Origin of the sequence: Streptomyces pinistramenti, assembly GCF_020564935.1 — a bacterium.
In the GTDB taxonomy this organism is placed as follows: domain Bacteria; phylum Actinomycetota; class Actinomycetes; order Streptomycetales; family Streptomycetaceae; genus Streptomyces; species Streptomyces pinistramenti.
In genome coordinates this window covers 52187-75000 of the sequence record NZ_JAJCXB010000038.1, presented here as the reverse complement: position 1 = coordinate 75000, position 22814 = coordinate 52187, and the positions used below count along the sequence as shown (strand labels likewise).

Genomic DNA, 22814 nt, shown 5'->3' with positions numbered 1-22814 from the left:
ATCCACGGCTTCAGACGACTACGGATCCGCTGGGACATCCGAGACGACATCCACGAGGCATTCCTCAAACTCGCCTGCTGCGTGATCACCTACAGACGAGTCCAAGCATTGTGTTAGCTCCTCTAAGTGCCATGAGCCAGGACTCCGCTGCCGTACCAGATCCCGCACGCAAGCTCGCTGCCCGACGACGCCGCGAAATAGTCGCGGTGCTCCTCTTCAGCGGCGGCCCCATTTTCGAGAGCTCCATACCGCTCTCGGTCTTCGGTATCGACCGCCAGGACGCCGGCGTTCCTCGATACCGACTGCTTGTGTGCGCGGGCGAAGATGCGCCTTTGCGCACGACCGGGGGGCTTGAACTTTCCGCCCCCTATGGGCTGGAAGCAATCGCACGAGCCGGGACGGTCGTCGTGCCGGCCTGGCGTTCCATCACCCAGGCCCCGCCGCCCGCCGCGCTCGACGCGCTGCGCCGCGCGCACGAAGAAGGGGCCAGAATCGTCGGGCTGTGCACGGGGGCATTCGTCCTCGCCGCGGCCGGGCTGCTCGACGGCCGGCCGGCCACGACCCACTGGATGTACGCGCCGACGCTCGCCAAGCGTTATCCGTCCGTCCACGTCGATCCCCGTGAACTCTTCGTCGACGACGGCGATGTGCTCACCTCCGCGGGAACGGCGGCCGGTATCGACCTGTGTCTGCACATCGTGCGCACCGACCACGGCGCGGACGCGGCGAACGCACTGGCCCGCAGGCTGGTCGTACCGCCCCGGCGCACCGCGGCCGACCTGGGTCACCAGCGCTACCTGGACAGGTCATTACCTGAAGAGATCGGCGCCGACCCGCTCGCCGAGGTCGTCGCCTGGGCGCTGGAGCACCTCCACGAGCAGTTCGACGTGGAGACGCTGGCGGCCCGCGCCTATATGAGCCGTCGTACCTTCGACCGCCGGTTCCGTTCCCTCACCGGGAGCGCTCCTCTCCAGTGGCTGATCACCCAGCGGGTCCTCCAGGCCCAGCGGCTGCTGGAGACCTCCGACTATTCGGTCGACGAGGTCGCGGGGCGCTGCGGATTCCGCTCACCGGTCGCGCTGCGCGGCCACTTCCGGCGGCAGCTGGGTGCCTCGCCCGCGGCGTACCGCGCCGCGTACCGGGCACGCCGGCCGCAGAACGGTGCGCCCGAGGGCGCGCTGCGTACGGAGCGGAGCGAGCGTGCGGCGCTGGGCGCGGGCGCGGGCGCAGGCGGCGAGAGGTTCGCCGCGGTGGCCGGCCACGGTCACGGCGCGGCGGCGGCGCTGGCGACCGCGGAGGGGGGCGAACACACACCACAGGCGGACACCTACGCCGCCCGTCTTCCGGAGGCTCCGGTCGGACGGGGTGCGGGACGCCCCGTGCTGCCCAGCCAGCGTGAGCGCCCCGTAGGGTGAGCCGTATGAACGATCGCATGGTGTGGATCGACTGCGAGATGACCGGACTCTCGCTGGCGAATGACGCGCTCATCGAGGTGGCCGCACTGGTCACCGACTCGGAGCTGAATGTGCTGGGCGAAGGGGTGGATGTGGTGATCCGCCCTCCGGCCGAGGCGCTCACCACCATGCCGGAGGTGGTGCGGCAGATGCACACCGCCTCCGGGCTGCTGGAGGAACTGGACGGCGGCACGACGCTGGAGGACGCACAGGCGCAGGTGCTGGCCTACATCAAGCAGCATGTGCCCGAGCCGGGGAAGGCGCCGCTGTGCGGCAACTCCGTCGGCACCGACCGGGGCTTCCTGCTGCGTGACATGCCGACGCTGGAAAACTATCTGCACTACCGGATCGTCGACGTGTCGTCGGTGAAGGAACTGGCCAGGCGCTGGTTCCCACGGGCGTACTTCAACAGTCCGGACAAGAGCGGCAACCACCGGGCGCTGGCGGACATCCGTGAATCCATCGCGGAGTTGCGCTACTACCGGGAGGCGGTCTTCGTGCCGCAGCCCGGCCCGGACTCGGACACGGCGAAGGCCCTCGCGGCCAAGCATGTCCTGCCGCCCGAGGCGCCGTCCGCACCGTAGTGACGCAGCTCGCTCCCGGCCAGGCGAAATCCGGGAGCGAGCACCCCTCCAGACCCTGTACACTTTTTCTCAGCCGGTGGGGAAAAAGAACCACACAGCACCGGTCACGGTGGGTATAGCTCAGCTGGTAGAGCACCTGGTTGTGGTCCAGGATGTCGCGGGTTCAAGTCCCGTTACTCACCCCAACGTCAAGGCCCCCGACTTCGGTCGGGGGCCTTGCGTGTTGTCGGGCGCCGTGCCTGGCCGGTGGCCCGGTGCGCTCAGTACGCGACGGTGAAGCGCTCGCCCGTGTGCTGCGGGCGCTCGATCTCGTCGACGAGGGCGACCGCGTAGTCCTCGGCGGAGATCCGGCTGCTGCCGTCGGCCGCGGTGAGCAGGTCGTCGACGGCGGTGCGGTAGCTGCCGGTGCGCTCGCCGGGCTCGATGGTGGCGGCCGGGCTGAGGTTGGTCCAGCGGATGTCGCTGACGGTGCGGTAGTACTCCAGCGCGTCGCCGTGCGCGTGCATGATCTGGAGCAGGAACTCGGGGATGCCTTCGGCGTCCCAGACCAGGGTGCCGTCGGCCTTGCGGAGCGAGCCGGCGCCGCCGACGGTGATCAGCCGCGGGGCCGCGTCGCCGAGGGTGCGCAGGCCCGCGACGAGCGCCTTGGCTGCGGGCTCGATGGTGGCGATGTGCCCGGGGCCGTCGCCGCCGCCGACCGCACTGACCAGCACGTCCTGGTCCTTGGCCACGGCGGCGACGGATGCCGGGTCGAGGATGTCGCCGGTGGTGACCGTGAGGTTCGGGTGGCTCGTGGTGATCTTCGCCGGGTCGCGGACGACGGCGGTGACCTGGTGGCCGCGGCTGAGGGCCTCCTGGAGGATGCGGCTGCCGATGGTGCCGTTGGCTCCGAAGATCGCGATCGTGGACATGGTGTCTCCTGGTGTGCTGGGTCCGGTGAGGACTTCCGTTTTCCGTCATCAGCCGCGCTGACGTCTTCTACGCTAGAGGGACCAGCGGGACATTTCGGGGTAGACATGGGACGGGAGATGGTCAGAATGCGACAGGCGGGGGCGGATGCCGATATCCCGGAGGTCGCGTTCGCGGCGCCCGCCGGGCGGCCGGCGGGGGTCGAGGTGATGACGCTGGCCGAGCTCCGCGACCGCGCCGACGCCTGCCGGCTGGCCACCCCGCACCGCCCCGGTTTCCATCACCTGCTGACCGTCGACAGCGGCCGCCTGACGCACACCGTCGACTTCCGGGAGCACGTGATCACCGCGGGCGACTGGCTGTGGTCCCGGCCGGGGCAGGTGCAGCACTTCGGTGATCTGACCGGGGCCGAAGGACGCCTTGTGCTGTTCGAGTCGGGTTTCCTGGATCCGGCGACGGCTACCGCGGCCCGGATCGAGGACTGGTACGGGCCGGCCGTACGGCACCCGGAGGGCGCGGCGGCCCGGCGTACGGACGACGCGCTGCGGCAGTTGCACGGGGAGTTCGGGGTGCTGGGCGGGCTGCCGCTGGAGACGCATGTCGACGTGCTGCGGCACCTGCTGGCCGTGCTGGTGCTGCGGGTGGCGCATCTGGAGGTTCCGGCGCACGCCGCCGACGGCTCGGTCTGCGAGGCGAGCGTGGCCTATCTGCGGTTCCGGGAGGCGGTGGAGCGGGACTTCGCGCACAGCCGCCGGGTCGCCGACTACGCCAGGGCGCTGGGGTATGCGCCGCGCACCCTGTCCCGCGCCACCGAGGCCGCGGCCGGGGTCGGGGCGAAGGAGTTCATCGACCGCCGGGTGGTGCTGGAGGCCAAGCGGCTGCTGGCGCACGGCGACCGGTCGGCGGCCCGGATCGCGGACCGTCTCGGCTTCGCCGACGCCACCAACTTCACCAAGTTCTTCCAGCGGCACGCGGGCACCACCCCGATCGCCTTCCGGGAGGCCGTACGGGGCAGCACAGGGGCCGCGGCCCTCGGGGGCGCCGCCCGGGACTGAGCGGTAACACGGCGCCTCCCGGAGCGAGTTGGGGCGGCGCGTGCGCCCGGGGCGCCGGGGTGTGGTGTGGCGTGAGTTGGTGCGTACTCCCTTGACACCACCGGGGGTTGAGGTGACTCTTCACCTCATCACGGCTGGAAGCGCTCCCGGAATGGGATCCCTACATCTCTCGTACGCACCGGTACGTCGTCAGGGCACCAGGAGGACGCACATGCACGGCGGTTCCCGTACGTCCCGCACGGTAGTGATCCTCACCGCGGTCACCGCTCTCGGCGCCGCGCTGCTCGCCGGCTGTGCCGACGACAGCGGCGACGACGCCGGCGGCAAGACCGTCATCAGCGTCGGCACCTTCGGTGTCTTCGGCTATCAGCAGGCCGGTCTCTACAAGGAGTACGAGAAGCTGCACCCGGATGTCACGATCAAGGAAAGCGTGATCGAGCGGAACGACATCTACTACCCGCAGCTGCTCACCCACCTCGCGGCGGGCAGCGGCCTGTCGGACATCCAGGCCATCGAGGTCGGCAACATCAACGAGGTGGCCACCACCCAGGCCGACAAGTTCGAGGACCTGTCCGGAGCCCCCGGTGTCGACAAGAAGCGCTGGCTGGACTGGAAGTGGGCGCAGGCCACCGCCCCGGACGGCCGGACGGTGGGGCTCGGTACGGACATCGGGCCGACCGCGCTGTGCTACCGCAAGGACCTGTTCCGCAAGGCGGGCCTGCCCACCCGGCGCGACGAGGTCGGCAAGCTGTGGGCGGGCGACTGGCAGAAGTACGTGGACACCGGCGTCGCGTACCGGAAGAAGGCCCCCAAGGGGACGGTCTTCATGGACTCGGCATCCGGGCTGTTCAACGCGGTCGTCAACGGCTATGCCGACCGCTTCTACGACGCCGAAGGGAAGCTGATCTACCAGCACAGCCCGGCGGTGAAGACCGCGTGGCGGCTGGCCACCGGGGCGGCCGAAGGCGGGCTGACCGCGCGGCTCAAGCAGTTCGAGAAGCCCTGGGACCAGGCGTTCGCCAACGGCAGGTTCGCGACCGTGGCCTGTGCGCCCTGGATGCTCGGCTACATCAAGGAGAAGGCCGGAGCCGCGGGCAAGGACAAGTGGGACGTGGCTCCCGCGCCGCGGCCCGGCAACTGGGGCGGCTCCTTCATCGCCGTGCCCCGGGCCGCCCGGCACAAGGCCCAGGCGATCGATCTCGCGGTCTGGCTGACCCGGCCCGAGCAGCAGGCGAAGGTCTTCGCCGGGCAGGCGAGCATTCCCAGTACGCCCGCCGCCTACCGACTGCCCGCCGTGAAGGACGCCAGGAACCCGTACTTCGGTGACGCACCGACCGGCACGATCTTCTCGGCCGCGGCCCAGGGCATTCCGACGCTGCGGATCGGACCCAAGGACCAGCAGATCGCGCAGGCGTTCACGGATGTCGGCGTGCTCCAGGTCGAGCAGCAGGGCAAGTCGCCGGAGGCGGGCTGGCGGGCGGCGGTCGAGGACATCCAGAGCGCGGTGGACGGGTGAGCGGCGCCGGTCCCGGCCGGGTGGCCGGGTGAGCGGCGCCGCGGCGGCGCAGGCGGCACACGACAGGGAAGCCCGTCGCCGCGCCCGGCGCAGCCGCCGCTACCGCTGGGACGTGCGCTACAGCCCGTACGCCTTCATCGCGCCGTTCTTCCTCTTCTTCGCCGCGTTCGGACTGTTCCCGCTGCTCTACACGGGATGGGCCTCGCTGCACCGGGTGGAGCTGTCGGCGCCCGGCGACATGCAGTGGGCCGGGCTGCACAACTACGTGCGGCTGCTCGACGACGACCTTTTCTGGAACGCGCTGCGCAACACCTTCACGCTCGGGGTGCTGTCGACGGTGCCGCAGCTGCTGATGGCGCTCGGGCTCGCACACCTCCTCCACCAGCGGATGCGCGGTGCGTCGTTCTTCAGGGTGGCGCTGCTGACGCCGTACGCCACGTCCGTCGCCGCGGCCTCCCTGGTCTTCGTGCTGCTCTTCGGACGCGACTACGGGATGATCAACTGGGCGCTGGGCGCGGCCGGGATCGCGCCCGTCGACTGGCAGAGCGGCACCTGGACCTCGCAGCTCGCGGTCTCCTCGATCGTCATCTGGCGCTGGACGGGCTACAACGCACTGATCTACCTGGCGGCGATGCAGGCCATCCCGAAGGACCTCTACGAGTCGGCGGCGCTGGACGGCGCGTCCGCGTGGCGGCAGTTCCGGCACGTCACGGTGCCCTCGCTGCGGCCGACGCTGCTGTTCACGGTGGTCGTCTCGACGATCGGCGCGACCCAACTGTTCGGTGAGCCCCTGCTGTTCGGTGGCGCGGCGGGCCAGAAGGGCGGCGCCGCGCACCAGTTCCAGACCCTGGGGCTCTACCTCTACGAGCAGGGCTGGTTCAACTTCCACCTCGGCCGGGCCTCCGCCGTCGCGTGGGCGATGTTCCTGATCCTGCTGGTGATCGCCGCGGTCGCCGCGCTGGTCGGCCGACGGCTGCGTGCGGACCGGTGAACTGCCGGGCGGACGGCCGGATTCCGAGAGAGCTGGAGGCGGAGTGAGGGCATCGCGCAGGGCCGAGGCGGGCGGGCGCAGGGGGCGCAGCGGGGCGGGCCGCACGCTGCGCGGCGGCCCCGTGGCCCTCGCCGTGCTGGTGCTGTTCACCGTCGGCTCGCTCTTCCCGCTGGTGTGGACGGCCGTCGCCGCCTCGCGCGACAACAGCCGGCTGGCGCAGACGCCGCCGCCCTTCTGGTTCGGCTCCCACCTGCTGAAGAACCTCGGCACCGCCTGGTCCGACGCCAACATGGGGCTTGCGCTGGCCAATACGACGGTGGTGGCGGGCACCATCGCGCTGGGCACGGTGGTGTTCTCCACGCTCGCCGGTTTCGCCTTCGCCAAGCTGCGCTTCCGGCTGAAGAACCTGCTGATGCTGCTGGTCATCGGCACGATGATGATCCCGCCGCAGCTCGGCGTCGTCCCGCTGTTCATGACCATCGCCCGGCTGGAGTGGACCAACCACCTCCAGGCGGTGGTGCTGCCGACGCTGGTCAGCGCGTTCGGGGTGTTCTTCATGCGGCAGTACCTGCTCCAGGCGCTGCCGACGGAGCTGGTCGAGGCGGCCCGGATGGACGGGGCGAGCAGCCTGCGGGTGGTGTGGCACGTCGTCTTCCCCGCAGCCCGCCCGGCGATGGCGGTGCTGGGGATGCTCACGTTCGTCCAGGCGTGGAACGACTTCTTCTGGCCGATCATCGCGCTCACCCAGGAGAACCCGACGGTGCAGGTCGCGCTGACCGGCCTGGGCCGCGGCTACATTCCCGACCAGTCGGTGATCATGGCGGGTGCGCTGCTCGGCACGCTCCCGCTGCTGCTCGCCTTCCTGCTGTTCGGCCGGCAGATCGTCGGCGGCATCATGCAGGGCGCGGTCAAGGGCTGACGGGCCCGGAACGTCCGGGCCCGTCAGGTCCGCCGGCTCAGCCGGTGTACGTGCCGAACGCCTTGGTGAAGTCCAGCGGGCCCTGCTCGATGGAACTACAGGTGGGCTGCGCGGAGTTCTGGGCACCGCCCTCGCACGCCTTGTCGCGGGCCGACGACCACATGGACAGGGCGCCCAGATGCTTCTCCTTGGCGAACGCCACCAGTTGGGCGGCGTCGTCCACCGTGAAGGTCTCGCTCTGGACGTCGTTGACCCCGATCATCGGCGTCACGGCGACGGCCTTCCAGGCGGCCGCGTCGTCCAGCCCGAGCGCCTTCTTCAGCTGCGCCTGGGTGGCGGTGGCTGCCTGGGTGGCGTAGGTGCCCATGTCGCCGTCGTAGGAGGCGCCGTAGTCCATCGCCATGACGTTGACGGTGGAGACCTTGACGCCGTTCTTCTTGGCGTCGGCGACGAGGTTCACGCCGTCCTGGGTCAGGCCCTCGGGCATGACCGGCAGCGTGAAGGAGACGTCCAGGCCGGGGTGGCTCTTCTGGAGCCGGGCGATGGCCTGGGCGCGGCGGGTGTTGGCCTCGGTGTTCGGGAGCGCGCCGCCCTCGATGTCGAAGTCGACGGCGGTCAGCTTGAACTGGTCGATGACCTTGCCGTACGCGGCGGCGAGCGCGTCGGCCGAGTCGCAGGTCAGCCCCAGTTCCGAGCCGTTGGCGCCGCCGAAGGAGACCCGCACGTCGCCGCCGGCCGCCCGCAGGCCGGGGATCTGCCGGGCCACCGGGTTGCCGTCCAGCGCACCGCCGCCGCCCCACTTGGGGTCGCAGCCGCCGCCGGAGGTGATGAACGCGAGGGTGAAGTGCTTGACGCCGGTCTTCCGCGCGGTGCCGGCGAGGTCGTAGGCGGGGCTGAGCGAGGTGTCGACGTACGGGGCGAAGGCGGCGGGGGCCTTCGGGGTGCCGGCGGCCTGCGGGACGTTGCCCGCCGTTGCCGATCCGGCGATGGCGAAGGCGCCGCCCGCGGCGACCGTGACGGCCGCGGCGGTCGAGATCAGCTTGGTGGTGCGGCTCATGCGCCGGCGGTGGGCCGAGGAACTCATGGCGTGCCTGCCTGTCGTCGTGAGGGGGACGGGGATGCGTTCCCGCACGCTAGCGATCACGAAACGGACAAATGCCTGGTTCTGTGGGGTGGTTGGCGGATTTATGTCCGGCTTAAGGAAGGGGAAGGGGCCGGTTAAGAACCCGGCTCCTGCGGGGCCCCGCGACCGCTCCTGCGCGGGTCAGGGGACCGGCCACGGCTCCCGGCCGGCCCTCACACCCGCCCGGCGGCCCGTTTCCCGCGGCCGCCCAGCGAACGCCGCAGCCGGTGCCCGCCGCCGCGGGCACCGCCGCGCGGGCCCCTGCCGTCCAGGGCGAGCCACACCCGCACCTCGGTGCCGCCGAGGACCGAACGGCCGATGCGGACGTCGCCGCCGGTCGCTTCGGCCAGCCTGCGCACGATGTCAAGGCCGAGCCCGGTGGAGCCGTCGCCGCCGCCTCCGTGGCCGCGGCGCAGCGCGGCGGCCGGGTCGTCGATGCCGGGCCCCGCGTCCGAGACCAGCACGATCACCGCGTTGCCCGCCGCGCCCGCGTGGTGCACGTCGACGGCGAAGTCGGTGCCTTCGGGGGTGTGCCGGAAGACGTTGCCGAGCATCGCGTCGAGGGCGGCGGCCAGGTCGGGGCGGGCGACGGGCAGGCGTACCGGGCGGTGGATCCCCGCCACCCGGACCGTGCGGCCCTCGTCCTCGGCGAGCGCCGACCAGAAGGCCATCCGCTCGCGGATGACCTCCGCCGCGTCGCAGCCCGCCGCGGCCGCCGCCTGCCGGGTCTGGGCCTTCTGTTCGCGCGCGGTGCGGATGATCTGGTCGACCTCCCGCTCCAGCTGTTCGACGGCGGCCCTGGTGTGGTCGGCGGCGGGCCCCTCGCCGAGCGAGGCCGCGTTCAGCCGCAGCACGGTGAGCGGCGTACGCAGCCGGTGCGAGAGGTCGGCGGCCAGTTCGCGTTCGTTGGCGAGCAGTTGGACGACCTGGTCGGCCATGGAGTTGAAGGCGACGGCGGCGGACCGCAGCTCCTTGGGGCCCTCCTCGGGGACGCGGACGCCGAGGCTGCCGGTGCCGAGGTCGTGCGCGGCACCGGCCAGCCGCTCGGCGGGGCGGACCATGCGGGTGCCCAGCCGGTCGGCGACCGCGACCGAGCCGACGATCAGCGCGAGCCCGACACCGGCCAGCACCAGCCAGGAGGTGGTGACGCCGTTGGTGAGCGCGGCGTCGGGCACGTAGACCTCGACGACGGCGATCCCGGTGGCGACGGCGGTCGGCTGGAGCAGCACGGAGCCGCCCCGTACGGGAGCGATGGAGGCGCGGCCGAGGCCGATCACCGATGCCACGTCCCGCGGGGCGGCCCGGCAGGAGCCGATCTCGGCGGCCTTCGCGCCCTTGCCGCCCGCGGGGACGTGGACGCCGATCCGGCCCCCCGGCCCGGTCTCGGCGCTGGCGACGGCGCGTTCGAGCTGGATGCGGTCGGTGGTGATGGCGAGTACCGGGCCGATGGTGGCGGCCTGCCGTTCGGCGTTGGAGTACGCGCGGTCGCCGGCCATCTCCTTGACGACCAGGCCGAGCGGGACGGCGAAGGCGACCACGACCATGACCGTGACCGCCAGCGCCACCTTGACGAGCGCCCATCTCACCGGGGCGGCTCCAGCTTCACACCCACCCCGCGCAGCGTGTGCAGGTACCGGGGGCTCGCCGCCGTCTCCCCCAACTTCCTTCGCAGCCAGGAGAGGTGGACGTCGATGGTCTGGTCGTCGCCGTAGGACTGCTGCCAGACCTCGGCGAGCAGTTCCCTGCGCGCGACGACGACACCGGGCCGGCCGGCGAGGAAGGCCAGCAGGTCGAACTCCCGCCGGGTCAGATCGAGCGCAACGCCGTCCAGCGCGGCCCGGCGGCGCAGCGGATCCACGGTCAGCCCGCCGACCCTGACCACCCCGGAGGGCGCCTCGCCGCCCGCCACGGCGCCCCGTGCGCGGCGCAGTACCGCCGACATCCTTGCCGAGAGGTGCTCCACGGAGAACGGCTTGGTCAGGTAGTCGTCGGCACCGTCGTTGAGCAGCCGCACGATCTCCGCCTCGTCGTCCCGCGCGGTGGCGATGATCACCGGTACGTCCGTGACGCCGCGCAGCATCTTCAGTGCCTCGGCGCCGTCCAGATCGGGCAGGCCGAGATCGAGGATGACCACGTCGAACCCGATGTGCGCCACCTCCCGCAGCGCCTCCAGCGCGGTGCCGACGCTCCGTACCGTGTGGGACGCCTCGGTCAGATGCCGAATGAGAGCCGAGCGGACGAACTGGTCGTCCTCGACGACGAGCACACTTGCCATGGGCGGCACCGTACGCCATACGGGTGACTCCCCTCGCCCACAACCGGCCCTGCGGGGGCGTCCGAAGGCCATCGTCCGCGGGCTGTGTCCGGGCGTGCGGGTGGTGCAGTATGAGCGGGATGCGACGAGGACTGATGCACGCCGCGGCCTGGACGCTGGCGACCGGCGCCGCGGTCACGCTGTCGTGGTACGGCGTGCACACGGTCATGTCCGGCACGGCGTACGACCCGCCGCGCGCGCTGCCGCTGTCCGCCGCGGCGCCCTCCCCGCCCGACGCCTCCCCCCAGGTCTCCTCCACCCACCGCCCCAAGCCGTCGCCGTCCGCCGGCCCCGGCTCCTCGCCCTCCGGCGCGCCGCCGGCATCCGCCGCCCCCTCCCGTACCGGAAGCGCGGCCCCCCGGCACCGTCCCGGCACGCCGGCCGGGTCGTTGTCCGGCGGGCAGCACGTCAAGAGCTGGTCGACGGCCGGCGGCCGGGTCGTCTTCGACCTGCGCGACGACTCGGCGCAGTTGGTGTCGGCGACCCCGAACCCGGGCTGGGAGATGCAGGTGTGGAAGCAGGAGAGCTGGATCCGGGTCGACTTCACCGGCCCCGGCCACGCGTCGGTCTTCTGCACCTGGAACGGCCATCCGCCGATGGTGCAGAGCAGCCAGAGCACGGGCTGACGCGCCGCTGCGCGTGCGGCCCGCGGGTCAGTCGAAGACCTCCGGTGGCGGTGCGGGCGAAGCCACCGCTGTGGTGTCGGTGACCGGCGCGGCGCCGCCGGTGAAGTCCAGCAGCGCCCGGCCGTGTTCGACGCGTCCGGTCTGCGGGTCGCTCGCGGCCCGCCGGGTCAGTTCGGCGACCGGCAGCGGCCGGCCGGCGGCGAGCAGCACGGCGTTGCCGAACCGCTTGCCGCGCAGCACCGCAGGGTCGGCGGTCAGGCACAGTTCGGGGAAGGCCGTGCGGACGGTGGCGATCTGGCCGCGCAGGAACCGCAGCGGCGGCCCGTCGGCGATGTTCGCGGCGTACCAGCCGTCGGGACGCAGTGCCCGCCGCACATCGGCGACGAACTCGGTGCTGGTCAGGTGGGCGGGGGTGCGGGCGCCGCCGAAGACATCGGCGATGATCAGGTCCGCCCAGCCGTCCGGGACCTTCGCCAGCCCTTCGCGGGCGTCGCCGCCGCGCACCCGGATCCGCCAGCCGCTCTCCAACGGCAGCTCGCGGCGCACCAGTTGGACCAGCGGAGCGTCGATCTCGACGACCTGCTGGGTGGAGCGCGGCCGGGTCGCCGCGATGTAGCGCGCCAGGGTCAGGGCGCCGCCGCCGAGGTGCACGGCCTGGAGGGGCCTGCCGGGCGGCGCCGCGAGGTCGGCGACGTGGCCGAGGCGGCGCTGATAGGAGAAGTCCAGGTACGCCGGGTCGCCGAGGTCGACGTACGACTGCGGGGCACCGTCGATCAGCAGGGTCCTGGCGCGCGGCCTGTCCCGGTCGGGCCGCAGCTCGGCGACGCCGCCCGCCACCGTCTCCACCACGGATTCCGCGCCGCCGCGCCCGCGTCTGCTCTTCGCCATACCCCCAGTATGGCGGCCGGCCGCCGGCCCGTATCCGCTGGTCGGCGAAGGGATGGCGGCCGGTCCTTGAGCGAGCGGCGGACCGCCCGTGACCGAGGTCAGGGGCGGCCCGCCGTCACGTGTCTTCCCGCTGCCGGCCGGACCGGCGCCGGGTCACTTGTTGGCGCAGGTGCTCCCGAATGCCGGGTTCAGCAGGCCGATCACGTTGATGCTGTTGCCGCAGACGTTGATCGGCACGTGCACCGGAACCTGGATCACGTTGCCGCTGATCACGCCGGGCGACTTCGAAGCCGCCCCGACGGCGCCGGCGCCACCGTGGCCGTCACCGCTGCCGGCGGCGGCGATCCCGGCACCTCCCAGCACCAGCGCACAGCCGGCCGCAACCGTTGCGGCGGACTTGACGATCCGCTTCATCATCATTCTCCTTTCCGTTGACGAATGGGGCACCCAGTCACAACGAGCACGGGGTTTCCGGGATGCTGGCATTCCCTCTTCCGGGAGAAACGTTCGTCCTTCTGGAAGACACCGCCGGACACCCAGCGAAATCTCCCTCTCCCCCGAACCGAACCCCGGCCGGCATCCGGCGTGCCGACCACCCTTTCCGTATACGTTCTGCCAGAGTTCTCTCCTGTTTTGACGGAGAGAAGCCGGAGACGGAAATCAGGCGGGCGGCGGGGCATGCGGGCCGTTGCGGCGTACGGTTCCCGGGCAGGGGTTCCGGTTCGCATACACCGTCGGCCGTGTCCGGAACGCCTTTTCTTTCCGGGGCTCCGGGCGCAACCGGATCACCCGGCCGGACAGGAATGACCGACGCCGGAATGACCGCCCGAGCGTTCTCACGGACAAGGCCGAACTCGCCTCACAGAGCCACGTATTGGGGACTTCGAATTCCCCGGAAAACCCGGCCCGGCGGGTGCACGACGCGCGCACACGGACACGCAGCCGACAAGAAAGCGCAGGGAGATTCCATGTACGACCTCGTGGTGGTGGGCGCCGGCCCCTACGGACTCTCGATCGCCGCGCACGCGGCGGCCTCCGGCCTGCGCCTGCGGGTGCTGGGCCGCACGATGGCCTCCTGGCGGGACCACATGCCGGCCGGCATGTTCCTCACGTCCGAGCCCTGGTCGTCCAACCTGTCCGACCCGGCGGGCGACCACACCCTGGCCGCCTACTGCGCGGCCCACGACGTCACCGTGCAGCACGGCGTCCCGCTGCCGGTCGGCACCTTCACCGCGTACGGCAGGTGGTTCGGCGAGCACGCGGTGCCACCGGTCGACGAGGTGACGGTGACCGCGGTACGGCCCGACTTCGGCGGGTTCCGGGTGGAGACGGCGGGCGGCGAGAGCCTGCGGGCCCGCGCCGTCGCCCTGGCGGTCGGCGGGCTGCCGTTCGTCCACCGCCCCGAGCCGCTGCACCAACTGCCCGCCGCGCTCGCCTCGCACAGCAGCGACCACCACGACCTGTCCGGTTTCGCCGGCCGGGACGTCACCGTCATCGGCTCGGGGCAGTCGGCCCTGGAGACCGCGGCGCTGCTGGCCGAACAGGGCGCGCGACCCCGGGTCGTGGCCCGAGCCGGCCGGCTGCGCTGGGACCGCCCGCCGCAGCCGCTGCACCGCGGTCCGCTGCGCACGCTGCGCGATCCGCACTGCGGCCTGGGCACCGGCTGGCCGAACTGGGCCTGGGCGGAGCTGCCGTGGGCGGTACGCCGGCTGCCCGCCGCCGTCCGTGATCACCTCGCGGCCACCGTGTCGAGCCCGGCCGGCACCTGGTGGCTGCGGGACCGCTTCGAGACGGCCGTGCCGGTCCTGTTCGGGCACCGCATCCGGGCCGCGGTCGCCGGGGACGACACCGTACGGCTCCAACTGGCGGGCGCGGACGGCCGGTCGTCGGTCGTGGAGACCGAGCACGTGGTGGCGGCCACCGGCTTCGCCCCTGACCTGCGGCGGCTGCGGCTGCTCGACCCGCGGGTGCGCGACGCGCTGCGGACGGTGGGCGCAGGGCGGGCACCCGAACTGACCGGCAGCTTCGAATCGTCGTGGCCCGGACTGTTCTTCGCCGGCCTGCTGACCGCTCCGTCGTTCGGCCCCGCGATGCGCTTCGTGTACGGCGCGACCTTCACCGCGGGCCGGCTGGTGCGCGGCGTGCGCCGCCGCCTGGACGGCCGGCCGGTCGCCGCCCCCGCCCTCCCCCGCCCGGTCACACCACCCCCGGCGGCCGCCCCCGAGAACCCCTCGTCCGACGAGGCACGGCAGCCCACCCACTGACACCCCGTCACCCCGACACACACCAGGGCCGTCCGGCTGTCCGGGCGGCCCCGTCGGGTTCATGCAGTGGCTCTCAGCGGCAGCGGTCGACGGCCTCGATCGTGCGGGCCGCCTCGCCGAGCGCCTTGCGCAGCACCGCCGGGTCGGTGGCGGCGGCGTACGCGCCGTCCGGCGGCACCAGCCAGCCGGTCCCGGTCACCGGCGGCTCCGGCAGCGCCCCTTCGCTTCCGTACGCGGCGCCCGGTTCGACCCCGCACCCGTACGTCTGGGTACACGCGCTGCCCGGGACGTCCCAGCCGTCGGCCGTCCCCGGGGGCACCAGGAAGCCGAGGGTGTCGCAGCCGCCGTCGTGCAGGACGGGCCCCACGCCGTCACGCAGCCGCAGGATGTCGACCGCCTCCAGACCCTGCCGTGCGGGCACCGTGACGAGGTCACAGGGCTGCGCCGGTTCCGGCGGCGCACCCGGCTCCGCGAACCCGCTCACGCCTCTGCTCACGCCGGTATCCCACACGGGAACCCCTCCTCATGCACACGCCGCACCGTTACCCCGTGTCCAACGGCCGCGGCCCGTCAACGGCTACGCGCCGGACCGCCGCAAAGGATGGCACTTCATGGCGGATCGTGCGTGAGATATCCGGTTTGTAGCCAAACTCTCTGTACCCGAACCGTCACAGCCGGTACGGTCGTCCCGCCGCACCGCCAGGACGCGGCACCGCCACGAAGAGGGCACGGAGAGGGTCCGCCATGGCGTCGCCAGCAGCGAATTCAGCGTCGTCCCGCACTGTCCCCGCCCGCCCGAACACCGCCTTCAGACAGCTGCGCGGCGAGCTGTCACCGGGCGAGTTCGCGGCGGCGGTCCGGCGGGCCGCCCGTGACATCGGCGAGCAGGTCTCGTGCGACGCCCGGTACGTGGGCCGCGTCGAGGCCGGGGCGATCCGGTGCCCGAACTACGCCTACGAGCGGGTGTTCCGGCACATGTTCCCCGGCCTGACACTCTCCGACATGGGCTTCGCGCCGCGCGAGACGGTACGCGGACGGGGTGCGCGTACGGCGGCAGGCGCCGCGCCCCTGGCAGCCGAACCCCACCACCGCGATACCCGTGTCCGGACCTGCGAGGAGAGCGACGTGCTGCGTCGCGCGTTCATCACCGGCGGCCCGACGGCCGCCCTGGGCATCGCCGCCCAGCCGCCCCGTGCCTGGGCCGTGCCCGCACCACGGCCGTCGCCCGGCAGCCGGGCCGGCGCCGCCGAAGCCGCCGCCGTCGAGGAAGCGGTCCGGCAGATCCGGCTGCTGGATGACCGGCACGGCGCGGAGGGCCTCTACCGCCGGGCGGCGGCGCCGCTCCAGTCCGCCTACGCCTTGCTGGATGCCGGTGCGCAGCGCCGTTCGGTGTCCGACAGACTGCACGCGGGGGCCGGTGAACTCGCCATCTCCGTCGGCTGGTTGGCGCACGACTCGGGCCGGTTCGACGACGCCCGCTCGTACTACGCCGAGGCGCTGGCCACCGCCAGGATCTGCAGTGACCGTGCACTGGAGGCGCACGCGTTCTGCAACACCGCCTTCCTCGCCCGGGACGCCGGACGCCCGCGCGAGGCGGTACGGGCCGCGCAGGCCGCGCAGCAGGCCGCCCGGCGGCTCGCCTCGCCCCGGCTGCTGTCGCTGCTGGCGCTGCGTGAGGCCGGCGGCTGCGCGCTGCTGGCCGACCGCTCCGGCTGCCAGCAGGCGCTGCTGCGCGCCCAGCGCCTCTTCGGGCGCGGCCCCGCCGACCCGGATCCGGAGTGGATGTCCTTCTACGGCGAGGCCGAACTGGAGGGCCTGGAGGCGCAGTGCTGGTCGGCTCTGGGCGAGGGGGGGCGCGCGGCCGAGCACGCCCGCCGGGCGGTGGCGCTCCAGAATCCCCACTTCACCCGCAACATCGCCCTGTTCACCGCGGAGTTGGCCGGCGACCTGGCGGCGGGCGGCGCACCCGAGGAGGCCGCGGCCGCGGGGACACGGGCGCTGCACCTGCTGGGGCAGGTCAGGTCCGCCCGGATCCGCGCGATGCTCGACGGGACGGCCCGCGTCCTGCGGCCGCGCCGCGCCGCCCCCGAGGTCGCCGCCTTCCTCGACCGGTACGCGGCGCTGCCCGTGGCGTGGGGGAACGGCGTCTGAGAGGCCGGGCCCGTGGAGGCCGGGGCGGGCGGGCCGTTCCGGGTCAGCCGAGGTGCCCGGTGTCGTTCCAGCGCTCGATCGCCGGCTCGCCGTAGGCCCAGCCGAGTACCGAGAGCGAGGTCGGCTCCAGGCGGATGCGGGCGCCGAAGGAGAGGTCCATGCCCAGCCAGCGGGCTCCCAGGGAGCGCAGGATGTGGCCGTGCGCGAAGACCAGCACATCGCGGTCGGCCGAGCGCGCCCACTGCACGACCCGGTCGGCCCGCTCGGCGACCTCGGCGAGCGTCTCGCCCTCGGGGACGCCGTCGCGCCAGATCAGCCAGCCCGGCCGGTCCCGCTTGATCTCGGCCGGGGTCAGGCCCTCGTAGGCGCCGTAGTCGACCTCCATCAGGTCGTCCCAGTCCTGCGCGCGGTCGCCGAAGCCGGCCAGTTCGCAGGTCTCCTTGGCGCGGATCAGCGGGCTGGTGCGCACCTCGACGTCCGGCAGGCCGTTCCACGGGGTGCGGTGCAGCCGTTCGCCCAGCAGTTCGGCACCGCGGCGGCCCTCGTCCAGGAGCGGAATGTCCGTGCGGCCGGTGTGCTTGCCGGAAAGGGACCACTCCGTCTGTCCGTGCCGGGCCAGGAGTATGCGCGCTGCCATGGGCCGTACCTCTCACCGATGTCTCGGCTGTTCGTCGCTCGGTGCGGGCGGCGCAGACGCTGCGCTGGGCCTGTGCGGCCCGCGGGACTTCCATCATCGCGCACCTGCCGATCCGCCGGTGCCGGGGGCGGGCCCGCTGACCTGCCCTGACGGTGTCCGGTCGGGCCGTGGCCGGACGCCCGGCGGCACCGGGGCCCCGTCCGGAAGCCTGCGTCATACAGCGTATGGTGGACGGTCGCCGGGATCGCCGGCGGCACGGCGCGGGGGCGCCCACGGCACGAGTGAAGAAGGCAGTTCGTGATGCTCAGCGCAGCGCGCCGCACGGCGGCAGGCGGCGGCCGTCCCCGGTGGTGGGCCGAACTCCCGCTGCTCGCCGCCGTCTACCTGGCGTACACGGCCGGCCGGCTGCTGGCCCGTGGCGATGTGCACACCGCCACCGGGAACGGCACCGCCCTGCTCCGCCTGGAACGAGCCCTGCGGCTCACCCCGGAGTCCGCGCTCAACCGGCTGTTCACCACGACACCGGCCCTGGGCATCCCGGCCGCGTTCGCCTACGCGGCGCTGCACTACCTGGTCACCCCCGCGGTCCTCGTCTGGCTGTGGCGCCGCCGGCCGGAGGACTACCGGATCCTGCGCAGCGGCCTGCTGATCGCCACCCTGATAGGGCTGGCCGGTTTCACGCTCTTCCCGACCGCCCCGCCCCGCCTCCTGGACGCCGGGCACGGCTTCACGGACTCCATGGCCCAGTACGCCGACCGCGGCTGGTGGGGCGGCGAGGCGAGCGCGCCGCGTGGCCTGGGCGGGCTCACGAACCAGTACGCGGCGATGCCGAGCCTCCATGTGGGCTGGGCGCTGTGGTGCGGGGCGGCCGTGTGGCGGCTGGCGCCGTCCCGGGTGGCGAGGACCCTGGCCGCCGCCTACCCGGTGGCCATCGCCCTGGTGGTGATGGGCACCGCCAACCACTACCTGCTGGACGTGCTGGCCGGGGCCGCCGTCATGGGCGTGGGGGCGCTGCTCGCCCGGCCCTTCCTGCGGCGCACGGACGCTCTCCGCGCTCGCGCGGCGGGCGCCGGAGCGCACGGCGGGCCGCCCGGCGACGCCTACCGCGGGCGGGTGCAGGGCGGCGATGTCAGTGCCGGATGCGAGACTTCCGCAGGTGAACGTTTCCCGCGACAGCCGACCCGCGGCGGCCGCTCCGCAGACGGAGCAGCCGGCGCCGAAACCGAGCCTGCGGCAGCGGCTCACTGAGCTGCGCGGACCCGGGATACGGCCGCGTGCGCTGGATGCCCGCGCGCTGGCCGCGCTGGCGTCCAACCCCGGCTGCCGGCGCCGCGCGCTGCTGGACGGCGCGGGGGTCGACAAGACCGCGCTCGCCCAGGCGCTCGGCTCGCCCGCGAGCTACGGCCAGTCCCGGTTCGCCCTCGCCCGGGGCAACAGCTTCGAGGCGCGGGTCAAGGCCGACGGCGGCGCCGGCCTGCTGCGTCTGCTGCACGACCGCCTGCGGCCCGGCACCCCGGCTCCCGGGGACGGCGAAGTCGCCGTTCCCGACCTGTCGGCGGCCGGCCCCGAGGGCCGCGCGGCCCGTACGGCGCTGGCGCTGCGGGAGGCGACGGCGGACGGCGGCTGGACGCTGCTCGACCACCCGATGCTCGCCGTCGAGGTGGCCGGATCGCCCGCCTACGTGGAGCCGGACGCGGTGGTGGTGCATCCGGACGGCGGCTGGACGGTCGTGGAGATCAAGTCCTTCCCGATGATCGACGGCGTGGCGGACGCCGCCAAGGTGGGCGCGGCGGCACGCCAGGCGGCCGTCTACGTCCTCGCCCTGGAGAAGGTCGCCGGGCACGTCGCGGCCGGGACCGGGCGCCCGGCCGAGGTCCGCGACCGCGTCCTGCTGGTGTGTCCCAAGGACTTCTCCAACCTCCCGACGGCGGCCGCCGTCGACATCCGCAAGCAACTCGCCACCACCAGGCGGCAGCTGGCCCGGCTCACCCGCATCGAGGACATCGCCGCCGCCCTGCCGCCACGGACCACCTTCGACCTGCGGCTCGCCGACGACGGGACGACCGCGACCCGCCCCGCCGAAGAACTCGCCGCGGCCGTCGAGTCGGTCGGCGCGGCCTACGCACCGGAGTGCCTGGCCGCCTGCGAGCTGGCCTTCCACTGCCGCAAGCGCTCCCGCGAGGACGGCGCGGTGGAGTCGCTGGGGCGCAGCGTGCGGGGCGAGTTGGGCGCGCTGCACACGATCGGCGAGGTGCTCACCGCGGCCGCCCCGTGCACCCCGTCCCCCGGCGGCGCCCCCGAAGACCCCGCGGCGGCCGCCCTGCGCCGGGCGGCGGCACTCCGTGCCGAGGCGCTGGCCGCCGCCCCCGTGGCGGGCGGGCCGGCGGCGGGCCCGGTGCGCGATACCGACGGCGCCGGCGCGGCGCACGGACGACAGGAGCCGGGATGCCGCTGATCGAGACGCTGGCCCGGATGGAGGCGGCGGCCGCCGGAGCGGCCCGCCCGCTGGCCACGGTCCGGCACCGCCACCTGTCCGAACACCCGCTGGTCTTCGTGCCGTTGACCACATCGGGCGAGGCCGGCGCGCCCCTGGGCGCCCTGGTCGGCACGGACCGGGAGAAACCGCTGCTGCTGGCCGTGCCGCAGCCGCGCGACCGTGACCTGCGGTTCGCCTTCCTGGCCGAGCTGGCCGATGCCGTACTGCCGTACGTCGACGGCTTCGCCGACGGCATCGAGTGGGAGGAGCGCAAGGAGACCGACCCGGAGACCGGCAAGAAGGTCCCGGTGCAGGTCGAACTGTGCGCGGACGCCCCGCAGTTGATCGTCCCGAGCGGGGCGGGCATCGAATTCGTCCGGCTGATGGGACGGTCGATGCGGTTCCGGCGGACGGCCGAGCAGGATCCGGAGACGCCGTATCCCGCGCCGCCCCATGTGCCGCTGCTGGGACGCTGGTTCACTCATTTCGGTGAGCGTGCCCAGGTGCCGGGATCCTGTCTGCTGCTCTCCATGACGGGCCTGCTGACCCGTCATTGGGCCACCGGCCAGAGCGCGCTGGAGGACCAGCACCTGGGCGCCCTGCTGTCCTGGATCGACCCGCCCCCCGGCGTGTCGGGACGGGCGGCCGCCGAGCGTGCGGAGTCCGCGCGGGACGCCGAAGGCCAGCTGCTGTGCCCGCCCGCGGGCCCCGCCACCGACCCGGCGTTCGACAACCGCCTGCTCGCCCCGGCCATGGCCCGTTACGACGCCGCACTGCCGGGCGCCCACGAGGAGCTGCGCCGGCTCGTCGAGGGACAGCTCCGGCCGACGTGGGACGCCGTCTGGCAGGGCAACGACCTGCTGCGCGCCCTGCCGCCCGGCGCCCGGGTCGCCGACCGCTGGAAGCGTGACCGCTGGTCGTACACCGCGCACCGCGACCGGGTGCGCGCGGGCGAGCCCCCGCAGCCCAAGCGGGACGACGCGGTCACCGCGGCCCGGAAACTGTCCTCCCGGGAGGCCGCTCAGACCCAGCTCGACGCCCAGGAGGCCCTGGACGACCCGCTGGTGATGGCGGCCCGCCGGCTGGCGGGCGAGGCGTTCGCGGGCACGGTCACCGGCGTCGGGATGGCCTACTCCGAGGGCGCGCGGCCGATGCCCCGCCCGCTGGTCACCCTGCGCACGGACGACCGGCCGCAGCTCTCCGAAGGAGCCAAGGTCCATCGCCCGCTGCCCGGCGGAAAGACCCAGCCCGCCGCGTTCGTGGCGTACGACGACCCGGCATCGGGCAGCCTGACGGTGCGTCTCACCGGCGGCATGGGGCGCGGCAAGGTGCCGGAGCCCGGTTCGGTCCCGGAGCCGGGCGAGGCCGTGTGCTGGACCCTGTTCGAGCACGCTCCGCGCGGCGGCCCCGAGCGTCCCGAGCCCGAGGACACCCCCTGGACACACGGCGGCCCGCCCGCCACCGAGCCGTCCGGCGACGCGCCCGACCCGATGACCGCGGAGGACTTCCTGTGACCCGCCCCCCGCACCACGGCACGAAGAAGCCCCGGCAAGCAGGCGGCGCGGAGCCGTCCGGCCCGGCGGCGGCAGCGGCACGGGCGACCGCCGAAATCCTTCAGGACACCCTGCACAGCCCCCGGCCCGGCGTGGTCGTGGACTCGCCTCCGGGCGCCGGGAAGTCCACCCTCGTGGTCCGCGCGGCCCGCGAACTCGCCGCTGCGGGCCGCCCGTTGATGGTCGTCGCACAGACCAACGCGCAGGTCGACGACCTGGTGCTGCGGCTCGCCGAGAAGGACCCCGCGCTGCCCGTCGGCCGGCTGCACAGCAGCGAGGCCGGTTCCTTCGACCCGGCGCTCGCCGAGCTGCCCGAGGTCCGTACGTCCACGAAGATCGCCGACCTGGCGGGGATGGACGTCGTCGTGTCCACCGCCGCGAAGTGGGCCTACACCAAGGTCGACGAGCCGTGGCGGCACGCCATCGTGGACGAGGCGTACCAAATGCGCTCCGACGCACTGCTGTCCGTCGCCGGCCTCTTCGAGCGGGCGCTGTTCGTCGGCGACCCGGGCCAGCTGGACCCGTTCAGCGTGGTCGGCGCCGAGCAGTGGGCAGGGCTTTCCTACGACCCGTCATCGAGCGCGGTGTCCACCCTGCTGGCGCACAATCCCGATCTGCCGCAGCACCGCCTGCCGGTCTCCTGGCGGCTGCCCGCTTCGGCCGCCCGGCTGGTCTCCGACGCGTTCTACCCCTTCACCCGGTTCCGCAGCGGCACGGAGCACGGCGACCGCCGGCTCGCGTTCGGCGTTCCGGGTGACGGCTCCGGTGTGGACCGCGTCCTGGACGAGGCCGCCGAGTCCGGCTGGGGCCTGCTGGAGCTGCCCGCCCGGCACACCCCGCGCACGGACCCGGAAGCCGTCGGCGCGGTGGCGCAGGTGGTGCGCCGGCTGCTGGACCGCGGCGGCGCGGCCACCAGCGAGCGCGGCCCGGATCCCGAGCCGCTCACCGCGGACCGGATCGCGGTCGGCACCGCCCACCGCGACCAGGCGGCCGCGGTCCGTACCGCGCTCGCAGGGCTGGGCGTGACCGGCGTCGCCGTGGATACCGCCAACCGCCTCCAGGGCCGCGAGTTCGACGTCACGGTCGTGCTGCACCCGCTCTCGGGCCGGCCCGACGCCACCGCGTTCCACCTGGAGACCGGCCGGCTGTGCGTGCTCGCCTCCCGCCACCGTCACGCCTGCGTCGTGGTGTGCCGGGCCGGTGTCGCCGAGCTGCTCGACGAGCACCCGTCGACGGAGCCGGTACGGCTGGGCGTCACGGTCAAGTTCCCGGACGGCTGGGAGGCCCACCACGCCGTGCTCTCGCACCTCGCGGAGCACCGGGTGCCCTGGCGCGGCTGACCCGAGTGCCTGCG

At 73.5% G+C, this 22814-nt stretch carries 21 protein-coding genes, 1 tRNA gene and 1 pseudogene; 15 read left to right on the top strand and 8 right to left on the bottom strand.

Going from position 1 to position 22814, the window contains the following annotated elements:
- The 4 genes and pseudogenes from LIU39_RS23685 to LIU39_RS23670 form a co-directional block, all read left to right on the top strand.
- Positions 1–117 (top strand): annotated as a pseudogene (locus LIU39_RS23685) (IS5/IS1182 family transposase); the annotation flags it as partial.
- A 14-nt stretch (positions 118–131) separates the two neighbouring features.
- On the top strand, positions 132–1415 hold the full coding sequence (locus LIU39_RS23680; protein WP_227048871.1) for a GlxA family transcriptional regulator: 1284 nt from the start codon (positions 132–134) through the stop codon (positions 1413–1415).
- Between the two features lie 5 nt (positions 1416–1420).
- A complete protein-coding gene (gene orn, locus LIU39_RS23675) occupies positions 1421–2038 on the top strand; it encodes an oligoribonuclease (protein ID WP_227048870.1) in 618 nt (205 codons plus the stop codon).
- 109 nt (positions 2039–2147) lie between these two features.
- Positions 2148–2223, top strand: a tRNA-His gene (locus tag LIU39_RS23670).
- 75 nt (positions 2224–2298) lie between these two features.
- Here the strand turns inward: LIU39_RS23670 and LIU39_RS23665 are convergent.
- Positions 2299–2949 (bottom strand): NAD(P)-dependent oxidoreductase, encoded by a 651-nt coding sequence (locus tag LIU39_RS23665; RefSeq protein ID WP_227048869.1) that lies wholly within the window; start codon positions 2947–2949, stop codon positions 2299–2301.
- 117 nt (positions 2950–3066) lie between these two features.
- Between LIU39_RS23665 and LIU39_RS23660 the strand changes: the two genes are divergently transcribed.
- The 4 genes from LIU39_RS23660 (at position 3067) to LIU39_RS23645 (ending at position 7428) form a co-directional block, all read left to right on the top strand.
- Complete coding sequence (locus tag LIU39_RS23660; RefSeq protein WP_227048868.1) at positions 3067–4002, top strand: helix-turn-helix domain-containing protein; 936 nt, start codon at positions 3067–3069, stop codon at positions 4000–4002.
- Between the two features lie 211 nt (positions 4003–4213).
- Positions 4214–5518, top strand: coding sequence for an ABC transporter substrate-binding protein (locus LIU39_RS23655; protein ID WP_227048867.1), 1305 nt, complete (start codon positions 4214–4216; stop codon positions 5516–5518).
- A gap of 28 nt (positions 5519–5546) precedes the next feature.
- The gene (locus tag LIU39_RS23650) at positions 5547–6509 is read left to right on the top strand and encodes a carbohydrate ABC transporter permease (RefSeq protein WP_227048866.1); all 963 of its coding nucleotides are present in this window, start codon (positions 5547–5549) and stop codon (positions 6507–6509) included.
- Positions 6510–6552: 43 nt separating this feature from the next.
- Complete coding sequence (locus tag LIU39_RS23645; RefSeq protein WP_227048865.1) at positions 6553–7428, top strand: carbohydrate ABC transporter permease; 876 nt, start codon at positions 6553–6555, stop codon at positions 7426–7428.
- 37 nt (positions 7429–7465) lie between these two features.
- Here the strand turns inward: LIU39_RS23645 and LIU39_RS23640 are convergent, their stop codons facing one another.
- From LIU39_RS23640 to LIU39_RS23630, 3 genes are all read right to left on the bottom strand, one after another.
- A complete protein-coding gene (locus LIU39_RS23640; RefSeq protein ID WP_227048864.1) occupies positions 7466–8485 on the bottom strand; it encodes a chitinase in 1020 nt (339 codons plus the stop codon).
- A 239-nt stretch (positions 8486–8724) separates the two neighbouring features.
- Entirely contained in the window at positions 8725–10137 is a 1413-nt protein-coding gene (locus tag LIU39_RS23635; RefSeq protein ID WP_227048863.1) for a sensor histidine kinase, read from the bottom strand.
- Positions 10134–10826 (bottom strand): response regulator transcription factor, encoded by a 693-nt coding sequence (locus tag LIU39_RS23630; RefSeq protein WP_227048862.1) that lies wholly within the window; start codon positions 10824–10826, stop codon positions 10134–10136. The genes LIU39_RS23635 and LIU39_RS23630 overlap by 4 nt, the downstream gene beginning before the upstream one ends.
- A gap of 119 nt (positions 10827–10945) precedes the next feature.
- Here LIU39_RS23630 and LIU39_RS23625 point away from each other — a divergent pair, with 119 nt between their 5' ends.
- Positions 10946–11491, top strand: coding sequence for a hypothetical protein (locus LIU39_RS23625; protein ID WP_227048861.1), 546 nt, complete (start codon positions 10946–10948; stop codon positions 11489–11491).
- 27 nt (positions 11492–11518) lie between these two features.
- Here LIU39_RS23625 and LIU39_RS23620 read toward each other — a convergent pair whose 3' ends face one another.
- Together LIU39_RS23620 and LIU39_RS23615 are read right to left on the bottom strand one after the other, a co-directional pair.
- Positions 11519–12379: a spermidine synthase gene (locus LIU39_RS23620; RefSeq protein ID WP_227048860.1), complete on the bottom strand. Its 861-nt coding sequence runs from the start codon at positions 12377–12379 to the stop codon at positions 11519–11521.
- A 153-nt stretch (positions 12380–12532) separates the two neighbouring features.
- Positions 12533–12793, bottom strand: coding sequence for a chaplin (locus LIU39_RS23615; RefSeq protein ID WP_227048859.1), 261 nt, complete (start codon positions 12791–12793; stop codon positions 12533–12535).
- Positions 12794–13347: 554 nt separating this feature from the next.
- On the opposite strand from LIU39_RS23615, the gene LIU39_RS23610 reads away from it, so the two are divergent.
- Complete coding sequence (locus LIU39_RS23610) at positions 13348–14643, top strand: NAD(P)-binding domain-containing protein (protein ID WP_227048858.1); 1296 nt, start codon at positions 13348–13350, stop codon at positions 14641–14643.
- A 73-nt stretch (positions 14644–14716) separates the two neighbouring features.
- Here LIU39_RS23610 and LIU39_RS23605 read toward each other — a convergent pair whose 3' ends face one another.
- On the bottom strand, positions 14717–15139 hold the full coding sequence (locus tag LIU39_RS23605; protein ID WP_227048857.1) for a hypothetical protein: 423 nt from the start codon (positions 15137–15139) through the stop codon (positions 14717–14719).
- 248 nt (positions 15140–15387) lie between these two features.
- Between LIU39_RS23605 and LIU39_RS23600 the strand changes: the two genes are divergently transcribed.
- Positions 15388–16794 (top strand): NsdA family TPR-like regulatory protein, encoded by a 1407-nt coding sequence (locus LIU39_RS23600; RefSeq protein WP_227048856.1) that lies wholly within the window; start codon positions 15388–15390, stop codon positions 16792–16794.
- A 43-nt stretch (positions 16795–16837) separates the two neighbouring features.
- Here the strand turns inward: LIU39_RS23600 and LIU39_RS23595 are convergent, their stop codons facing one another.
- Entirely contained in the window at positions 16838–17431 is a 594-nt protein-coding gene (locus LIU39_RS23595) for a histidine phosphatase family protein (protein WP_227048855.1), read from the bottom strand.
- A gap of 300 nt (positions 17432–17731) precedes the next feature.
- Here LIU39_RS23595 and LIU39_RS23590 point away from each other — a divergent pair, with 300 nt between their 5' ends.
- From LIU39_RS23590 to LIU39_RS23575, 4 genes are read left to right on the top strand one after another with little or no spacing between them, the layout of a single operon-like run.
- Positions 17732–18679: a phosphatase PAP2 family protein gene (locus LIU39_RS23590; RefSeq protein ID WP_227048854.1), complete on the top strand. Its 948-nt coding sequence runs from the start codon at positions 17732–17734 to the stop codon at positions 18677–18679.
- Positions 18588–19886 (top strand): hypothetical protein, encoded by a 1299-nt coding sequence (locus tag LIU39_RS23585; RefSeq protein WP_308409408.1) that lies wholly within the window; start codon positions 18588–18590, stop codon positions 19884–19886. Before LIU39_RS23590 ends, LIU39_RS23585 begins: the two co-directional genes overlap by 92 nt.
- Positions 19877–21421: a hypothetical protein gene (locus LIU39_RS23580; protein WP_227048853.1), complete on the top strand. Its 1545-nt coding sequence runs from the start codon at positions 19877–19879 to the stop codon at positions 21419–21421. The genes LIU39_RS23585 and LIU39_RS23580 overlap by 10 nt, the downstream gene beginning before the upstream one ends.
- Positions 21418–22800 carry an AAA domain-containing protein gene (locus tag LIU39_RS23575; protein WP_227048852.1) on the top strand — a complete coding sequence of 461 codons (1383 nt, stop codon included), beginning with the start codon at positions 21418–21420 and terminating at the stop codon, positions 22798–22800. Before LIU39_RS23580 ends, LIU39_RS23575 begins: the two co-directional genes overlap by 4 nt.
- Positions 22801–22814: the final 14 nt, after the last annotated feature.